19 protein-coding genes are annotated in these 16345 nt (G+C 61.4%); 14 read left to right on the top strand and 5 right to left on the bottom strand.

The window, feature by feature from the left end; genetic code table 11:
• Window positions 1–13 precede the first annotated feature (13 nt).
• The 7 genes from TW83_RS06175 (at window position 14) to TW83_RS06155 (ending at window position 7265) form a co-directional block, all read left to right on the top strand.
• Window positions 14–460, top strand: a complete 447-nt coding sequence (locus TW83_RS06175) for a CopD family protein (protein ID WP_045981905.1) — start codon at window positions 14–16, stop codon at window positions 458–460.
• Between the two features lie 127 nt (window positions 461–587).
• Window positions 588–1859: a transcription termination factor Rho gene (gene rho / locus TW83_RS06170; RefSeq protein WP_045981904.1), complete on the top strand. Its 1272-nt coding sequence runs from the start codon at window positions 588–590 to the stop codon at window positions 1857–1859.
• 10 nt (window positions 1860–1869) lie between these two features.
• Window positions 1870–3135: a tRNA uridine-5-carboxymethylaminomethyl(34) synthesis GTPase MnmE gene (gene mnmE, locus TW83_RS06165; RefSeq protein ID WP_045981903.1), complete on the top strand. Its 1266-nt coding sequence runs from the start codon at window positions 1870–1872 to the stop codon at window positions 3133–3135.
• 12 nt (window positions 3136–3147) lie between these two features.
• Window positions 3148–5007, top strand: a complete 1860-nt coding sequence (gene mnmG, locus TW83_RS19755; protein WP_084697302.1) for a tRNA uridine-5-carboxymethylaminomethyl(34) synthesis enzyme MnmG — start codon at window positions 3148–3150, stop codon at window positions 5005–5007.
• On the top strand, window positions 5004–5594 hold the full coding sequence (gene rsmG, locus TW83_RS19750; RefSeq protein WP_084697296.1) for a 16S rRNA (guanine(527)-N(7))-methyltransferase RsmG: 591 nt from the start codon (window positions 5004–5006) through the stop codon (window positions 5592–5594). The genes mnmG and rsmG overlap by 4 nt, the downstream gene beginning before the upstream one ends.
• The gene (locus TW83_RS06160) at window positions 5587–6372 is read left to right on the top strand and encodes an AAA family ATPase (protein WP_045981902.1); all 786 of its coding nucleotides are present in this window, start codon (window positions 5587–5589) and stop codon (window positions 6370–6372) included. Before rsmG ends, TW83_RS06160 begins: the two co-directional genes overlap by 8 nt.
• Entirely contained in the window at window positions 6372–7265 is an 894-nt protein-coding gene (locus TW83_RS06155; protein WP_045981901.1) for a ParB/RepB/Spo0J family partition protein, read from the top strand. Before TW83_RS06160 ends, TW83_RS06155 begins: the two co-directional genes overlap by 1 nt.
• A gap of 42 nt (window positions 7266–7307) precedes the next feature.
• On the opposite strand, the gene TW83_RS06150 is transcribed toward TW83_RS06155, so the two are convergent.
• Genes TW83_RS06150 through rph form a run of 5 tightly spaced genes read right to left on the bottom strand, consistent with a single transcriptional unit; the run spans window position 7308 to window position 10516 of the window.
• Complete coding sequence (locus TW83_RS06150) at window positions 7308–7652, bottom strand: YbaN family protein (RefSeq protein WP_239441293.1); 345 nt, start codon at window positions 7650–7652, stop codon at window positions 7308–7310.
• A 15-nt stretch (window positions 7653–7667) separates the two neighbouring features.
• The gene (gene hemW / locus TW83_RS06145; RefSeq protein ID WP_045981899.1) at window positions 7668–8834 is read right to left on the bottom strand and encodes a radical SAM family heme chaperone HemW; all 1167 of its coding nucleotides are present in this window, start codon (window positions 8832–8834) and stop codon (window positions 7668–7670) included.
• Window positions 8831–9205, bottom strand: coding sequence for a RidA family protein (locus TW83_RS06140; RefSeq protein ID WP_045981898.1), 375 nt, complete (start codon window positions 9203–9205; stop codon window positions 8831–8833). The genes hemW and TW83_RS06140 overlap by 4 nt, the downstream gene beginning before the upstream one ends.
• Entirely contained in the window at window positions 9198–9806 is a 609-nt protein-coding gene (locus TW83_RS06135; protein ID WP_045981897.1) for a non-canonical purine NTP pyrophosphatase, read from the bottom strand. Before TW83_RS06135 ends, TW83_RS06140 begins: the two co-directional genes overlap by 8 nt.
• A complete protein-coding gene (rph, locus tag TW83_RS06130) occupies window positions 9803–10516 on the bottom strand; it encodes a ribonuclease PH (RefSeq protein WP_045981896.1) in 714 nt (237 codons plus the stop codon). The genes TW83_RS06135 and rph overlap by 4 nt, the downstream gene beginning before the upstream one ends.
• 86 nt (window positions 10517–10602) lie before the next feature.
• Between rph and hrcA the strand changes: the two genes are divergently transcribed.
• The 7 genes from hrcA to fghA all read left to right on the top strand — a co-directional run bounded on the left by hrcA (window position 10603) and on the right by fghA (window position 16179).
• Entirely contained in the window at window positions 10603–11658 is a 1056-nt protein-coding gene (hrcA, locus tag TW83_RS06125; RefSeq protein WP_045981895.1) for a heat-inducible transcriptional repressor HrcA, read from the top strand.
• Between the two features lie 6 nt (window positions 11659–11664).
• On the top strand, window positions 11665–12195 hold the full coding sequence (locus TW83_RS06120; RefSeq protein ID WP_045981894.1) for a nucleotide exchange factor GrpE: 531 nt from the start codon (window positions 11665–11667) through the stop codon (window positions 12193–12195).
• A 107-nt stretch (window positions 12196–12302) separates the two neighbouring features.
• Window positions 12303–12887 carry an S-(hydroxymethyl)glutathione synthase gene (gene gfa / locus TW83_RS06115; RefSeq protein WP_139598320.1) on the top strand — a complete coding sequence of 195 codons (585 nt, stop codon included), beginning with the start codon at window positions 12303–12305 and terminating at the stop codon, window positions 12885–12887.
• Between the two features lie 108 nt (window positions 12888–12995).
• The gene (locus TW83_RS06110) at window positions 12996–14126 is read left to right on the top strand and encodes an S-(hydroxymethyl)glutathione dehydrogenase/class III alcohol dehydrogenase (protein ID WP_045981892.1); all 1131 of its coding nucleotides are present in this window, start codon (window positions 12996–12998) and stop codon (window positions 14124–14126) included.
• A gap of 79 nt (window positions 14127–14205) precedes the next feature.
• Entirely contained in the window at window positions 14206–14838 is a 633-nt protein-coding gene (locus tag TW83_RS06105; protein ID WP_045981891.1) for an ATP-dependent Clp protease proteolytic subunit, read from the top strand.
• Between the two features lie 14 nt (window positions 14839–14852).
• Window positions 14853–15356: a GNAT family N-acetyltransferase gene (locus tag TW83_RS06100; protein ID WP_341872746.1), complete on the top strand. Its 504-nt coding sequence runs from the start codon at window positions 14853–14855 to the stop codon at window positions 15354–15356.
• Window positions 15346–16179 carry an S-formylglutathione hydrolase gene (gene fghA / locus TW83_RS06095; protein WP_045981889.1) on the top strand — a complete coding sequence of 278 codons (834 nt, stop codon included), beginning with the start codon at window positions 15346–15348 and terminating at the stop codon, window positions 16177–16179. Before TW83_RS06100 ends, fghA begins: the two co-directional genes overlap by 11 nt.
• The last annotated feature ends 166 nt before the right edge of the window (window positions 16180–16345 follow it).

The raw sequence follows: 16345 nt of genomic DNA, 5'->3' as shown, positions 1-16345 counted from the left end.
GAGAGGTTTCGCGATGATCGACGGACTGGCCGTAATTTATCCCTATGTGAAGGCGTTCCACGTCATGGCCGTCATTTCGTGGATGGCGGGCCTGTTCTACCTGCCCAGGCTGTTCGTCTATCACGCCGAACGCAGTAGGGAATCGGCCGAACCGGTCGCAAGCTTCATGATCATGGAACAGAAGCTGCTGCGGCTGATCATGAACCCGGCAATGATCGCCACGTGGATCAGCGGGTTGGCCCTGGTGATGACGCCGGGCATCGTCAGCTGGGACATGACCTGGCCGTGGGTCAAGGCGGCCTGCGTGATCGCGATGAGCGTGTTTCACATGTGGTGCGCGCGTGAACGACGGCATCTGTCGGCCGGAATGGCCCTTGCCGGGCGGTCCTATCGGATGATGAACGAGGTGCCGACCCTGCTGATGGTGGGGATCGTGACCGCCGTGATCGTCAAGTTCTGATCGAAAAGATTGACTCGTGACCGGCGCGGCCTTATCTGCGCCCCAACCCCCGCCGTCCGGTACGGGATTCCCTTGAACACCTGTCTGCTCCGTCCGATACGTCGCGCGGCCGAAAGTTTGCATCAGAATGACCGAAGAACGCCTGAATCTGTCCGACCTCAAGGCAAAGAGCCCCGCCGACCTGCTGTCGATGGCGGAGGAGTGGGAGATCGAGAACGCCTCGACCATGCGCAAGGGCGAGATGATGTTCTCGATCCTCAAGGAGCATGCCGAGGAGGGCTGGGAGATCGGCGGCGAAGGCGTGCTGGAGGTCGTCCAGGACGGCTTCGGCTTTCTGCGGTCGACCGAGGCGAACTATCTGCCCGGACCGGACGACATCTATGTCAGCCCGGACATGATCCGTCAGCACTCGCTGCGTACGGGCGACACGGTGGACGGCGTCATCCGTGCGCCTGGCGACAACGAACGGTATTTTGCGCTGACGAAGGTCGAGAAGATCAACTTTGAAGAGCCGGAAAAGGCCCGTCACAAGGTCGCATTCGACAACCTGACGCCGCTGTACCCCGACGAACGCCTGAACATGGAGATTGAGGATCCCACGGTGAAGGATCGCAGTGCCAGGATCATCGATCTGGTGGCGCCGATCGGCAAGGGTCAGCGGTCGCTGATCGTGGCACCGCCGCGGACGGGCAAGACGGTTCTGCTGCAGAACATCGCCCATTCGATCGAGAAGAACCATCCGGAATGCTATCTGATCGTCCTGCTGATCGACGAGCGCCCCGAGGAAGTGACGGACATGCAGCGCAGCGTGCGCGGCGAGGTCGTGTCCTCGACCTTCGATGAACCGGCCAGCCGCCACGTTGCGGTGTCCGAGATGGTCATCGAAAAGGCAAAGCGTCTGGTCGAGCATAAACGAGATGTTGTGATTCTTTTGGACTCTATCACAAGACTTGGTAGAGCGTTCAACACCGTTGTCCCAAGCTCGGGCAAGGTGCTGACCGGTGGTGTCGATGCGAATGCATTGCAGCGGCCCAAGCGGTTCTTCGGCGCGGCACGCAATATCGAGGAAGGTGGAAGTCTGACGATCATCGCCACGGCGCTGATCGACACCGGATCGCGCATGGACGAAGTGATCTTCGAGGAATTCAAGGGTACGGGCAACAGCGAGATCGTTCTGGACCGCAAGGTCGCAGACAAGCGCGTCTTCCCGGCCATGGACATCCTGAAATCCGGTACGCGGAAAGAGGAACTGCTGGTCGACAGCAAGGACCTGCAGAAGACTTATCTGCTGCGTCGCATCCTGAATCCGATGGGCACGACTGACGCCGTTGAGTTCCTGATTTCCAAGATGAAACAGACCAAGAGCAACGCCGAGTTCTTCGACTCGATGAACGCCTGACGAGGCAGCCATGGACCTGATCTTTGCAGAAGCCACCCCGCCCGGGCGGGGGGGAGTTTCTGTCATCCGTCTGAGCGGCACGAATGCTCGGCTGACTGCCGAGCGTCTTGTCGGCCAAATGCCTGACGCGCGTCATGCGTATTTTCGGACCTTGAGGTACGACGACGAGCCAATCGACCAGGTTCTGGCAATGTGGTTCCCAGAGGGTCAGAGTTTTACCGGCGACGAAGTGGCAGAACTGCATCTGCATGGTGCACCTGTGATCTCACGACGAGTCGGGTCCGCGCTGCTGTCCATGGGTGCCAGACCAGCGGACGCCGGTGAGTTCACACGGCGGGCCTTTCTGAACGGCCGGATGGATCTTGCCGAAATCGAGGGGCTCGGTGATCTCCTTGCAGCAGAGACGGAGGCTCAGCGTAAGCTGGCCTTGCGCACCGCGAGCGGCGAGCTGGCCCAAAAGGCGTTGGAATGGCGGCAACTTCTGATCGAAGCTGGCGCTTTGGTCGAGGTCAGTGTTGATTTCGCGGACGAAGACGTTCCTGATGAGGTCCCCAATCGGGTTTTCGAAGCAATCGCCGAACTGCGCGAAGCGCTGCAGCGCGAGTTGGCAGGATTTTCGTCAGCCGAACGGATCAGGATGGGGTTTGAAGTCGCTATCATCGGACCGCCAAATGCCGGAAAATCGAGTCTCCTGAACAGGTTGGCCCAGAGAGATGTGGCGATCGTATCTGATCGGGAGGGAACGACAAGAGATGTGATTGAACTTAAGTTTGATCTGAACGGGTTGCCCGTGACGTTTCTTGATACGGCAGGTTTGCGGGAATCCGAGGATGCTGTTGAGAGGATTGGGATAGACCGTGCATTGAGCCGCGCGAAAAGTGCTGATCTGCGTATCCATCTTTCGCGTAGCGGAGATATCGTCCAGGAACTTTGGCATCCTGATGATGTCATTGCGGTCAGCCATGCGGACATCCGTGAAAGTGACGCCGATCTGACACTATCCGCAGTGACCGGGCATGGTATTGACAAAATGATTGGTATAATCGGTGAAATACTGAGAAACCGTGTTTCTTCTGCAGGTTTGATCAGTCATGAGCGGCAGCGTTTAGAAATCATCACCGCACTTGAGGCAGTTGAAGGCGTAGGGGAATTGCCCGCAGAACTTATTGCGGAGAAGCTTCGTCTATCTGCAGTGTCGTTAGATCGCTTACTTGGAAGAATCGGTGCGGACGACTATCTTGATGTTATCTTTTCGTCGTTTTGCATCGGCAAGTAGGAGTTGTTTCACGTGAAACATTACGACGTCGCAGTCATCGGTGGGGGGCACGCAGGCTTGGAAGCAGCTACCGCTGCGGCGCGCCTTGGTGCAACCGTAGCCCTGATCACCATGCGCCGCGAGGACATCGGTACGTTATCCTGCAATCCTGCTATCGGTGGACTTGGTAAAGGTCATCTGGTCCGCGAAGTCGACGCGATGGACGGTGTGATGGGACGGCTGGCTGATCAAGCCGGTATTCAGTTTAGACTTCTGAATCGTCGAAAGGGGCCTGCAGTTCAAGGGCCTAGGGCTCAGATGGATAGAGATCTTTATCGCGCCGCCGCTTGGGAGCTTATCTCCAGCTACGTTGGCGTTGATATCGTGTTCGGCGAGGCTGTTGAATTTCTTGGCGATGCAAAAGTTGTCGAAGGTGTAAGCCTATCCGACGGAAGAGACGTGCGTGCTAAATCGGTTGTCTTGACAACAGGCACGTTCCTCAATGGCATGATACATATTGGCGACGTCAGCCGTCCTGCCGGTCGTTGGGGGGATAGGGCGGCAAGCAGGCTTGGTGAAAGCCTTGCCAAGTTTGCCCTGCCACTGGGTCGGCTGAAAACTGGAACGCCGCCGCGGATCAGAAAATCGTCAATCGATTGGGATAGTCTGGAATCTCAACCAGGTGACGAAACGCCGGTCACCTTCTCTTATCTTCCTGCCGTGTCGTTAGTTCAGCAGATCGATTGCAAGATCACACATACAAATGCGACGACACATCGAATCATCAACGATAATATTCAGAAATCTGCGATGTATGGCGGTCACATCAGTGGTCGCGGACCCAGATATTGCCCCTCGATCGAGGATAAAATAATTCGCTTTGCCGACAAAGATTCCCATCAGGTATTTCTGGAGCCGGAAGGATTGGATAGCAATATCGTTTACCCGAACGGCATTTCAACTTCTCTGCCTGAGGATGTGCAGCTAGCTTATGTTCGGTCCATCCGGGGGATGGAGAACGCTGAGATCACTCAGCCAGGGTATGCGGTCGAGTATGATTATATCGACCCTACGTCCCTAGATACGACACTCGCAGTCAGGTCAGTTCGCGGCCTGTTCTTGGCAGGTCAAATTAACGGAACGACAGGATACGAGGAAGCAGCGGCCCAAGGACTCGTTGCTGGCTTGAATGCCGCGCTTAAGGCGGCGGACAAGGCACCTGTGACCTTTAGTCGGACAAACAGCTATATCGGTGTGATGATCGATGATCTGGTCACTAGAGGCGTGACAGAACCTTATCGCATGTTTACATCGCGCGCCGAGTTCAGATTGACCTTGCGGGCGGACAATGCAGATCAACGTCTTACCCCGATGGCAATAGAGATAGGGTGCGTTTCGAATGAACGGTCTGTGTCGTTTCAGGCGCGTCAATCGAAATACACTTACGCACGCGATCGTCTTAGTTCTGTTTTCTTATCATCAAATGATCTGAGCAATGCCGGATTCCACGTCTCAAGGGACGGCCAAAGAAGGACTGTATTTAGCTTGCTCGGTAATAGCGATATCAATCCGGACAAACTCGCAGATATTGTTCCTGAACTGGCTGCTGTCGCCAGTGAAACATTGGTGCAGCTGCGGAACGATGCTTTGTATGAGCAATATACTGGTCGGCAAAACAAAGATGCTGAATTAATCAGAGCTAATGAGGCTTCATCTCTCGACCCTGATATTGACTACAGCGGCTTGGGTGGTCTCTCGTCGGAATTGCGTGGAAAGCTTTCGGATCGTCGACCTAAAACTGTGTTCGAAGCTTCAAAGATTGAGGGAATGACGCCAGCCGCTTTGACGCTATTGATCGTCGCTTCGAAGACAAGCGTGCGTCGTACTGCATGATCGTTTCACGTGAAACACATGAGAGGCTTATCGCATACGAGGCTCTTGTAGGGAAATGGAATGCAAAAATAAACTTGGTTGCGCCTTCGACACTTCCGGAGTTCAACTCAAGACATATTCAGGACAGCATTCAGATCTTCGACCACGTACAATTTCCGGAAGGGAATTGGGTAGACCTTGGAAGCGGCGGCGGACTTCCTGGAATAGTTGTCTCTATATATGCTCAGAAGGCCCCGTTGACAGTGTCCTTAGTTGAAAGCGATCAGCGGAAATCGGCGTTTTTGCGCGCCGTCATTCGAGAGCTATCGTTGCAAAATGTATCGATCCTGACAGGTCGGATAGAAAATGTACCCCCACTAGCCGCAAACTTTGTTTCTGCTCGGGCGCTTGCACCATTGTCGGTCCTTCTTTCGATGGTCCGAAGGCACATGCACCAAGACGGTACCGCAATATTTTTGAAAGGCCGTTCGTGGAAAGCGGAATGCGACGAAGCAAGGAAGGAATGGCGATTTGACGTTACCAGCTTTCCAAGTAAAACAGATTCAGACGCAGCCATCCTGAAAATTACCGGAGTCTCGCATGCCTGAACAGCATATTGTGGCAATCGCGAACCAGAAGGGCGGCGTTGGCAAGACGACGACCGCTGTTAACTTGGGTGCTGCCCTGGCGCAAGCAGGCTATCCGACGATACTTGTCGACCTGGACCCTCAAGGAAACGCGTCTACGGGACTGGGGATTGGGACCGAAGACCGTGATTTCACGGTCTATGACCTTTTGACCGGCGATGCGGATCTCATGACTGCAGCCGTCGACACTGCGGTTCCGAACCTGCGGGTTGTGCCATCGACATCCGATCTTGCGTCTGCCGATGTACAACTGTCCCAAGTTGCTGATCGCACGCGTCTTTTGGAACGCCAGTTATCTGATGCACCACATGGAACGATCGTGCTGATCGACTGTCCGCCGGCCTTGGGTCTGTTGACGGTTAATGCGATGGTCGCGGCGTCCAGTGTTCTTGTTCCGCTTCAGGCGGAATTCTATGCCTTGGAGGGTTTGTCGCAATTGCTGGGTACGGTGAAGCAGGTCCGCCAAGGCGCCAATCCCAAGCTCCGCATCAATGGCATTCTTCTTACGATGTCCGATTATCGGAACAACTTGTCGCAGCAGGTGGAGGCAGACGCGCGCGAGACGCTTGGCGATCTTGTCTATCCCACGGTCATTCCCAGGAACGTCCGCGTGTCCGAGGCCCCGTCACATGCGCAGCCGGTGTTGATCTATGATCCGTCGTCAAAGGGCAGCCACGCCTATCGTCAATTCGCGACCGAATTCACGGCGCGCCTGAAACTGATCCCGGAGATTGCGTGATGTCGGACAGCAAAATTGCGAAACGTGGCCTTGGCCGGGGTCTGTCCGCATTGATGGCCGACATGGACCTTGGCGACAGCGCAGGTCCCGCGCAATCGCGAGACCGCATGATGCTCCCGATTGAGCAGATCACCGCTAATCCTGACCAGCCGCGTCGGACCTTTGATCCGGATGCGTTACAGGAGCTTGCCGCCTCCTTGCGGCAGCGCGGTGTGCTTCAGCCCCTTATCGTGCGTCCCCACCCACAGGACAAGGATCTCTATCAGATCGTCGCGGGCGAACGGCGCTGGCGTGCGGGCCAAATGGCGCAACTGCATGAGATGCCGGTCATCATCCGCGACATGTCGGATACCGAGGTTCTTGAAGTCGCCATTATCGAGAACATTCAGCGTGCCGACCTGAATGCGATCGAAGAAGCGGCATCGTTCCGGCAACTGATGGACCGTTTCGGTCATACGCAGGAAAAACTGGCCGAAGCGCTGAACAAGAGCCGCAGTCACATCGCAAACCTCCTCAGGCTGCTGTCATTACCCGATTCTGTCCAGGATATGGTCAAGGACGGCAAGCTCAGTGCGGGGCACGCCCGCGCCTTGATCACCGCGCCCAACGCTGCGCAGTTGGCCCGTAGGGTCAGTGAAAAAGGCCTGTCGGTCCGTGATACCGAAGAGATGGTGCGAAAGCTGTCGCAAGACGGCGGTGAAAAGCCGCGCAAGGCCTCGCGAAGCGCTGCAAAGGATGCCGATACCAAGGCGCTGGAGGCAGATTTGGGTGCTCATCTGAAGATGCGCGTGCAGATTTCACATGGCGGTGCAGACGGGGGGCAGTTGACGATCACCTATCGTGATCTGGACCAACTGGATCAGCTGTGCCAGCTTCTTGGAGGCAATCGCTGACCATATATAGTATATGGTAAGAAAATTACTGCCAAATCCTGATTATTGGCTGGGCCGCGTTACAAGAAATAGCGCGACCAGCCCACAGATCGCCGCCTGAGTCGCGACGACCCAAGGCGGCATCCCCACCCACCACGAAATGCCGACCCCGGAGCTCATTGCGATGATGGCCCAGATCTTGGCAAATCGCCCGACGACACCACGTTCCTGCCACGCACGCACGGGTGGTCCGTAGGTGGGGTGATCCAGGATCCGACGCTCCAATGTCGGAGAGGATCGTGCAAAGGCCCACGCGGCTACCAGAAGGAAGGGGACCGTGGGCACCACCGGCAAGGCGACACCGATGATCCCGCACAAGGCAAACAGCCACCCCAAGACCAGCCACATCCGCCGCCGCATCGGTCAGGCCGCCAGTTCGCGCAGAATCGCGTTCAGCACCGGCCGGCCCTGCGCGGTTGCCTGGATGCGCCCATCACGGCGGTCGATCATCCCCATGTCGATCAGTGACGTCACCGCATGCTCCTCCAGCGGCGTGCCGGACAAGGCCGCATAGCGCGCTTCCTCCAGGCCTTCGGTCAGGCGCAGGGACATCAACAGGTACTCGGTCGCCTGCTCATGCGCGGGAATGGCGTCGCGCGGCACTTCTCCGGTTCCGGTTGTTTCCACCGCCTGAATCCAGGCTCCGGGCATGCGATGCGCCTCGGTCGCCATGCGTCCGTTGGGCAGGGTCAGCCGTCCATGCGCACCGGGACCGACGGCCGCCCAGTCCCCCTGGCGCCAATAGACCAGATTGTGACGGCTCTGCGCGCCGGGGCGGGCGTGGTTCGAAATCTCATAGCATCCCATGCCGGCAGCCTCGCACAGGTCCTGGGTGTCGAAATACATGTCGGCTGACAGGTCGTCATCGGGCAGGTCGCGCAGCTTGCCCGCCTCGGCCCGTGCGCCAAACGCCGTGCCGGGCTCGATCGTCAGCTGATACAACGACAGATGATCCACGGCCATGGACAGCGCCTCGCGCAGTTCCGCCCGCCAAGCGGTGCGATCCTGGCCCTGTCTGGCATAGATCAGGTCGAAACTGACCCTGTCGAAGACGCTGCGCGCGACGTCGAATGCCGTGCGCGCCTCGGCCACGGAATGCATGCGGCCAAGCCGGTGCAGGTCGGTGTCGTTCAGTGCCTGTATCCCCATCGACAGGCGGTTCACACCCGCATCGGCAAATCCGCGAAAGCGGCCCTTTTCGACGCTGGTCGGATTGGCTTCCAGCGATATCTCGATATCGTTGGCAAAGCCCCATCCGGCCCTGGCGGCGCGGATCACCGCATCGACTGTTTCAGGCAGCATCAGCGATGGGGTGCCGCCTCCAAAGAAGATGCTGCCCAGATGCCGGTCCGGCGTTTCGGCGGCAAGGCGCGCGATCTCGGCGGACAGGGCGTCGGCCCATCGGCGCTGATCGACATGGGCCACGACATGGCTGTTGAAATCGCAATAGGGGCACTTGGCCGCGCAGAAGGGCCAATGCACATAAAGGCCGAACCCCCCGGCACGCCAATCCTCGCCCGGGACCGTCATCCGCGGAACGCCGTGACTTCGATCTCGACGCGCATCTCGGGCCGGATCAGGCCCGCGACCACCATCGTGGCCGCAGGCCGGATGTCGCCAAGCGCATCGGACAGGGCAGGGGCGATGACGTCGACCAGCGCGGCATCGGTGATCGTGTACTGCACCCGAACGATGTCGGCGGGCGCAAAGCCCGCCTGCTTCAGCACCGAGAAGATCGTCGTGAAACAGTTGCGCGCCTGCTGGCAGGCGTCCTCCGGCATAGTCATGTCGGCATAGTCGTAACCGGTGACACCCGACACGAAGCACCAGTCGCCCTTGACCACGGCGCGGCTGTAGGCCAGCCGCGCCTCGAAGGGCGATCCGGTGGTCAGCCTATGCAAAGCAGGCCTCGATCATGCGCGACACGGCGCGGGCGCGATGGCTGAGGCTGTTCTTGGTCTTGGCGGGCATCTCTCCAAGGGTGACGGGGTGTCCGTCGGGCTGGAAGATCGGGTCATAGCCGTGACCCTCGGCCCCGCGCGGCGGCCAGACGACCTGGCCCGGCAGAACGCCCTCGAACACCTCCTCGTGGCCGTCGGGCCACATCAGCACCAGCGTGCAGCGGAACTGCGCACGACGCGGGGCAGGGGCGTCCACGGCCTCCAATTCGCGCCAGGTGCGCTCCATGGCCATGGCGAAATCGCGGCCCTGGGGCGTTTCGGCCCAGTCCGCGGTCTGGACGCCCGGCGCGCCGCCCAGGGCATCGACGCAGATGCCGCTGTCGTCCGACAGGACGGGCAGGCCGGTCGCCTGCATGGCGGCGCGTGCCTTGATGCGGGCATTGCCGACGAAGCTGTCCTCGGTTTCGGCGGGTTCGGCCAGACCCATCTGGGCCGCGCCGACCACCTCGACGCCATAGGGCGCCAGCAGGGCGCGCATCTCGTCGAGCTTGCCGGCGTTGTGCGTCGCGACCAGCAGCCGCTTGTCGGTGAACTGCCTCATGCCACGGCCGCCTTCTGCGCGGCGACCAGATCGGCCATCCCGGCCTCGGCCAGGTCCAGCAGACGTCCCATCTCGTCGCGCGAGAAGGTCGCGCCTTCGGCCGACATCTGCACCTCGATCAGGCGGCCCGCACCGGTCAGCACGAAGTTGCCGTCGGTCCCGGCCTCGCTGTCCTCGGCATAGTCCAGGTCCAGAAGCGGCTGACCCGCATAGATGCCGCAGCTGACGGCCGCCACGTGGTCCAGGATCGGGTCGCTGGAGATCGCGCCGGCCTTCAGCAGCTTGTTCACCGCCAGCCGCAGCGCCACCCAGCCCCCGGTGATGGACGCACAGCGCGTGCCGCCGTCCGCTTGGATCACGTCGCAGTCGATGCTGATCTGGCGTTCGCCCAGGACGCTGCGGTCGATGCCCGCGCGCAGGCTGCGGCCGATCAGGCGCTGGATCTCCTGCGTGCGGCCCGACTGCTTGCCCTGGGCTGCCTCGCGGCGGTTGCGCGTGTTCGTGGCGCGTGGCAGCATGCCGTATTCGGCCGTGACCCAGCCCAGGCCGGTGCCTTTCAGGAAACGCGGCGGGTTGTCCTCGATGGTGGCGGTGCACAGGACATGCGTGTCGCCGCACCGGATCAGACAGGACCCCTCGGCGTGGCGCATCACCCCGGTTTCAATTGAAATCGGACGCATTTGGGCTAGATTCCGGCCGGACGGGCGCATGACTGTTCCTTTTCGTGAGGTTAGGATGCCCATACCGTCCGGGGGCACCATCACGCAACCCCACCGAGGGTCACAAGACGGGGCGCATGAACCAGGAATCGCTGCTGCACGAGATGAACGACCGGTCCCGCGAGGTGTTTCGCCGGGTCGTCGAATCCTATCTGGAGACCGGAGAGCCGGTGGGCTCTCGCACCCTGACCCGCGCGCTGTCCGAAAAGGTCAGCGCCGCGACCATCCGAAACGTGATGCAGGACCTGGAATTCATGGGCCTGCTAGACAGCCCGCATGCATCCGCAGGGCGCCTGCCGTCGCAGATGGGCCTGCGCCTGTTCGTCGACGGCATGATGGAGATCGATGCCGTCAATTCGACCGACCGTGCCGCCATCGACCAGACGCTTGGCAATGACGACCCCGAGACCGGGGTGCTGCTGGACCGTGTCAGCACGGCGCTGTCCTCGATCACGCGCGGCGCGTCGCTGGTCCTGATGCCCAAGCACGAAGCGCCGATCCGCCATATCGAATTCGTCAGCCTGGGTCCGGATCGGGCGCTGGTGGTTCTGGTCTTTGCCGACGGCCATGTCGAGAACCGCATCTTTACCCCCCCGCCCGGCCAGACCCCGTCATCGATGCGCGAGGCCGGCAATTTCCTGAACGCCATGGCCGAGGGCAAGACATTGGCCGAACTGCGCGGCCATCTGTCCCAGCAGATCAACGCCCGCAGGCGCGAACTGGACGTGCTGGCCGCAGAGCTGGTGGAATCGGGCATCGCGCTGTGGGGCGCCGAGGCCACCGACCCGCGCCTGATCGTGCGGGGACGCGCGAACCTGCTGGACCGCGAGGCCGCCGACCTGGACCGCATCCGCGTGCTGTTCGACGACCTGGAACGCAAGCGCGACATCGTCGAGTTCCTGGAACTGACCGAACGGGGCGAGGGTGTGCGCATTTTCATCGGCTCCGAGAATAAGCTTTTTTCACTTTCGGGTTCCGCTCTGGTGGTTTCACCCTATATGAATGCCGACCGGAAAATTGTGGGTGCGGTGGGTGTCATCGGGCCGACCCGGCTGAATTACGGCCGGATCGTGCCGATCGTCGATTATACCGCGCAGCTGGTCGGGCGGGTGCTGTCCGGCCGGAAAGGATGAAGTGAAATGACCGAGCAGAACGAACAGCCCATGGACGAATTCATGGATGACCCCCTGGCAGAGCCCGATGACGCGCTGGCCCAGCTGACCGCCGAGCGCGACGAGCTGCGCGACAAGTGGATGCGCGCGTTGGCCGATGCCGAAAACTCGCGCAAGCGGGCCGACAAGGACCGCCGCGACGCCGAGAATTACGGCGGATCGCGCCTGGCACGCGACCTGCTGCCCGTGCATGACGCCCTGACGCGTGCGCTGGACGCCGCGGGAGAGGAGCAGCGCACCGCCGCCGCCGCCCTGATCGAGGGGGTCGAACTGACCCTGCGCGAGCTGTCCAACGTGTTCACTAAGCACGGCGTGACCATCATCCGCCCCGAGGCCGGCGACAAGTTCGACCCCACCCACCACGAGGCGATGTTCGAGGCCGCGGTCCCCGGCACCGTCGCGGGCCACATCATCCAGGTGATGGATAACGGCTTCATGCTGCACGACCGCCTGCTGCGCCCGGCCAAGGTCGGCGTGTCCTCGACCCCCGCCAGCTGACCGATTCGCAGCCCGGTCCGCGGGCCGGGCTGCTACCTTCCGCTGACTTGCCGAATGTTCCCGATGGCGCGACGCTTGGTCACACCGGTCAGCCAGAGGAGGGGATGATGACCAGCACTCAGGGGGTGCATATCCACCCTGCCGTCGATCACGGCATCGCGAAAGGCAGCCCGGGCTTCTCGGGCGGGGTCCTGACGTGTCACTGCGCGACCAACCCGGTCAAGGTCCGGGTCAGCGCGCAGACCGCCCACAACCATGTCTGCGGCTGCACCAAGTGCTGGAAACCCGACGATGCGGTGTTCAGCCAGATCGCCGTGGTGTCCCGCGATTCCGTTGAGGTCCTGGAGGGCGCCGACAAACTGGAGGTCGTGGACGCTGGTGCCGCCATCCAGCGCCACCGCTGCCGCGAGTGCGGGGTGCACATGTACGGCCGGATCGAGAACAAGGACCATCCGTTCTACGGGCTGGACTTCGTGCATACCGAACTGTCGGGGGAACAGGGTTGGTCGGCGCCGGAATTCGCGGCATTCGTCAGCTCCGTCATCGAATCGGGGGTCGAACCAAGCCGCATGGACGGCATCCGCTCGCGCCTGCGCGAACTGGGGCTGGAGCCCTATGACGCGCTGTCCCCACCGCTGATGGACGCGATCGCCACCAGCATCGCCAAGCGCTCCGGTGCGCTGCCCGCTTGACGGGGATGCGCATTAGACTGGAAGAACAGCCAAGGGGCCGCTTGTCGGCCCCTTAGACCTGACTGAAACGCCCGACCGACAAGCCCGTGAGGGAACAGGAGAATAGTCATGAGAACCCGTGCCGCCGTGGCCCTAGAGGCCGGCAAACCGCTGGAAGTGATGGAGGTCAACCTGGAAGGCCCCAAGGCCGGCGAGGTCATGATCGAAATCAAGGCCACCGGCATCTGCCATACCGACGAATTCACCCGTTCGGGCGACGACCCGGAAGGCATCTTCCCCGCCATCCTGGGCCATGAGGGCGCGGGCGTCGTGGTCGAGGTCGGCCCCGGCGTCACCTCGCTGAAGGTCGGCGATCACGTCATCCCGCTCTACACGCCGGAATGCCGCGAATGCGCGTCCTGCCTGTCGGGCAAGACGAACCTGTGCACCAAGATCCGCGCGACCCAGGGCAAGGGCCTGATGCCCGACGGCACGACCCGCTTCAGCATGCTGGATGGCACGCCGATCTATCACTACATGGGCTGCTCGACCTTCGCCAACCACACGGTCCTGCCCGAGATCGCGGTCGCTAAGGTCCGCGAGGACGCTCCCTTCGACAAGATCTGCTATATCGGCTGCGGCGTGACCACCGGCATCGGCGCGGTCATCAACACTGCCAAGGTCGAGATCGGCGCCAAGGCGGTGGTCTTTGGCTTGGGCGGCATCGGCCTGAACGTCGTGCAGGGCCTGCGGCTGGCGGGCGCTGACATGATCATCGGCGTCGATCTGAACAACGACCGCCGCGAGATGGCCGAACGCTTCGGTATGACGCATTTCGTCAATCCCAAGGAAATCGACGGCGGCATCGTCCAGCACATCGTCGAGATGACCAAGACCCCCTTCGACCAGATCGGCGGCGCCGATTACAGCTTTGACGCGACCGGCAGCACCAAGGTGATGCGCGACGCGCTGGAATGCACCCACCGGGGCTGGGGCGTGTCGGTGATCATCGGCGTGGCCGCGGCGGGCGCCGAGATCAGCACCCGCCCGTTCCAGCTGGTCACCGGCCGGGTCTGGAAGGGCACGGCCTTCGGCGGCGCGCGCGGGCGGACCGACGTGCCCAAGATCGTCGACTGGTACATGGACGGCAAGATCGAGATCGACCCGATGATCACCCACACGATGCCGCTCGACGACATCAACAAGGGCTTCGATCTGATGCATCACGGTGAATCGATCCGCTCGGTCGTCCTTTACTGATCCTTCATGGCTGCTTAGGTAAAAGAACGGCGGGGCCCCGGTCCCGCCGTTGCCATGAGAGAGAACAAGGAGCAGGCCGATGCGTCACCAGTGGCTGGACGATGACGACGACGAACCGCAAGAAGACGACCGCCGCCACAAGGAAGAGGGCGGGCTGGGCCTGCCCGAAGGCGACAAGATCGGCAAGCTGTACTTCAAGTCGCGCACGGTGATCGTCGCCGGCGCCATCAACGACAAGCTGGCGCAGCGCACCGTGGCCCACCTTCTGGCCTTGGCCGAGGAAAGCGACAAGCCGATCAACATGCTGATCTCGTCCCCCGGCGGGCATGTGGAATCGGGCGACATGATCCACGACGTGGTCAAGTTCATCCGTCCCACCGTGCGCACCATCGGGTCGGGCTGGGTCGCCAGCGCCGGCGCGCTGATCTTCGTGGCGGCGAAGAAGGAAAACCGCTACTGCCTGCCCAACACCCGCTTCCTGATCCACCAGCCCTCGGGCGGGATCGGCGGCACGTCCTCGGACATGATGATCCAGGCGGAACAGGTGCGCCTGATGCGCGATCGCCTGAACCAGATCTTCGCCGAGGCGACCGGTCAGAAGGTCGAGCGGATCGAAAAGGACACGCAGCGCGATTTCTGGCTGAACACGCAGGAGGCGCTGGATTACGGCCTGCTGGGCCAGGTGATCCGCAGCGCGGACGACCTGAAATGACGGCAGGGGGCGGATTGACCATCCGCCCGGCCACCCCCGCCGATCACGATGCGATCTGGGCCATCCTGGAGCCCGTCTATCGTGCCGGTGAGACCTATTGCATCCCCCGCGACATCACCCGCCCCGAGGCGATCGCCGACTGGTTCGCGCATCCCTTCACGGCCTTCGTCGCGGTGCTGGACGGCCGCATCCTGGGGACCAGCCATGTGGGCGCGAACCGCCCCGCAGGCGGGTCGCATGTCGCCAACGCGTCCTTTGCGACCCATCCGGACGCGCGGGGCCGGGGCGTCGCCCGCGGGCTGGTCGAACATGCGAAATCATGGTCCGCCGCGCAGGGATTCGCCGCGATGCAGTTCAATTTCGTGGTGTCGACCAATGCCGATGCCGTCCATTTGTGGCAGAAGGCCGGATTTTCCATTGTCGGCCGGCTGCCGGAGGCGTTTCGTCATCCCCAGCTTGGACCGGTCGATGGGCTGGTCATGTTCCACACCCTGAAGGGAGAGCCCGATGAGCCTTGAGACCCTGTCCGAAACCCGCAGCTTCGGCGGCACCCAAGGCGTCTATCGCCACAAGTCGCAGGCCACCGGCACCGACATGACCTTTGCCGTCTACCTGCCGGAGATGGCGCTGCACGGGCGCGTACCGGTTCTGTGGTACCTGTCCGGCCTGACCTGCAACCACGAGAACGCGATGACCAAGGCCGCCGCCCAGCAGTGGTGCGACGAGGCCGGCATCGCGATCATCTTTCCCGACACCTCGCCCCGCGGCGAGGGTGTGGCCAACGACGAGGCCTATGACCTGGGCCAGGGCGCGGGCTTTTACGTGAACGCCACGCAGGACCCGTGGAAGCCACATTTCCAGATGTGGCACTACATCGTTCATGAACTGCCCGAACTGGTGTCCGACAATTTCGCCATCGACCGCGATGCGATGGGCATCACCGGCCATTCGATGGGCGGGCACGGCGCGCTGACCATCGCGATGACCCATCCAGACCGCTACAAGTCGGTGTCGGCCTTCTCTCCGATCGCGAACCCGACGGAATCGGACTGGGGTCGCAAGCAGTTCACGGCCTATCTGGGCGAGGATCGCGCCACGTGGCGGGCCCATGACGCGACGCTGCTGATGACCGAGAAGGGCTATCCCGGAGAGGTGCTGATCGACCAGGGCGCCAACGACCAGTTCCTGGACCTGCTGCGTCCCGAATCGTTGGCTCATGCGATGATGGCACGCCGCCAGCCCGGTCAGTTCCGCATGCATCCGGGCTATGACCACAGCTACTTCTTCGTCCAGAGCTTCATGGCCGACCATGTCTTCTGGCATGCCGAACGGCTGACCTGAACCGATTGCCGAACATTCCCGATGCCCCTGCCGTTTTCCCATAAGACTTTAGGGGCAAAGGGCAGGGGCCGCGATTGACGCAAGGGGGTGCCCGACCAACTACTTGGACATGGAATGCCGCGGGGGGAGGAAATCCGCGGCGCTTATCCAGGGAGCGGAGGAGCAC

Origin of the sequence: Paracoccus sp. S4493, assembly GCF_000967735.1 — a bacterium.
Classification (GTDB): Bacteria; Pseudomonadota; Alphaproteobacteria; order Rhodobacterales; family Rhodobacteraceae; genus Paracoccus; species Paracoccus marcusii.
The sequence above is the reverse complement of the archived record's forward strand: the minus strand, read 5'-3'. Positions and strand labels throughout refer to the sequence as shown.

Excerpts from the sequence above, each read along its gene's own strand:
- TW83_RS06175 (WP_045981905.1), top strand. The coding sequence starts at position 14 with ATGATCGACGGACTGGCCGTAATTTATCCCTATGTGAAGGCGTTCCAC.
- rho (WP_045981904.1), top strand. The coding sequence starts at position 588 with ATGACCGAAGAACGCCTGAATCTGTCCGACCTCAAGGCAAAGAGCCCC.
- mnmE (WP_045981903.1), top strand. The coding sequence starts at position 1,870 with ATGGACCTGATCTTTGCAGAAGCCACCCCGCCCGGGCGGGGGGGAGTT.
- rsmG (WP_084697296.1), top strand. The coding sequence starts at position 5,004 with ATGATCGTTTCACGTGAAACACATGAGAGGCTTATCGCATACGAGGCT.
- TW83_RS06160 (WP_045981902.1), top strand. The coding sequence starts at position 5,587 with ATGCCTGAACAGCATATTGTGGCAATCGCGAACCAGAAGGGCGGCGTT.
- TW83_RS06155 (WP_045981901.1), top strand. The coding sequence starts at position 6,372 with ATGTCGGACAGCAAAATTGCGAAACGTGGCCTTGGCCGGGGTCTGTCC.
- TW83_RS06150 (WP_239441293.1), bottom strand. The coding sequence starts at position 7,652 with ATGTGGCTGGTCTTGGGGTGGCTGTTTGCCTTGTGCGGGATCATCGGT.
- hemW (WP_045981899.1), bottom strand. The coding sequence starts at position 8,834 with ATGACGGTCCCGGGCGAGGATTGGCGTGCCGGGGGGTTCGGCCTTTAT.
- TW83_RS06135 (WP_045981897.1), bottom strand. The coding sequence starts at position 9,806 with ATGAGGCAGTTCACCGACAAGCGGCTGCTGGTCGCGACGCACAACGCC.
- rph (WP_045981896.1), bottom strand. The coding sequence starts at position 10,516 with ATGCGCCCGTCCGGCCGGAATCTAGCCCAAATGCGTCCGATTTCAATT.
- hrcA (WP_045981895.1), top strand. The coding sequence starts at position 10,603 with ATGAACCAGGAATCGCTGCTGCACGAGATGAACGACCGGTCCCGCGAG.
- TW83_RS06120 (WP_045981894.1), top strand. The coding sequence starts at position 11,665 with ATGACCGAGCAGAACGAACAGCCCATGGACGAATTCATGGATGACCCC.
- gfa (WP_139598320.1), top strand. The coding sequence starts at position 12,303 with ATGACCAGCACTCAGGGGGTGCATATCCACCCTGCCGTCGATCACGGC.
- TW83_RS06110 (WP_045981892.1), top strand. The coding sequence starts at position 12,996 with ATGAGAACCCGTGCCGCCGTGGCCCTAGAGGCCGGCAAACCGCTGGAA.
- TW83_RS06105 (WP_045981891.1), top strand. The coding sequence starts at position 14,206 with ATGCGTCACCAGTGGCTGGACGATGACGACGACGAACCGCAAGAAGAC.
- fghA (WP_045981889.1), top strand. The coding sequence starts at position 15,346 with ATGAGCCTTGAGACCCTGTCCGAAACCCGCAGCTTCGGCGGCACCCAA.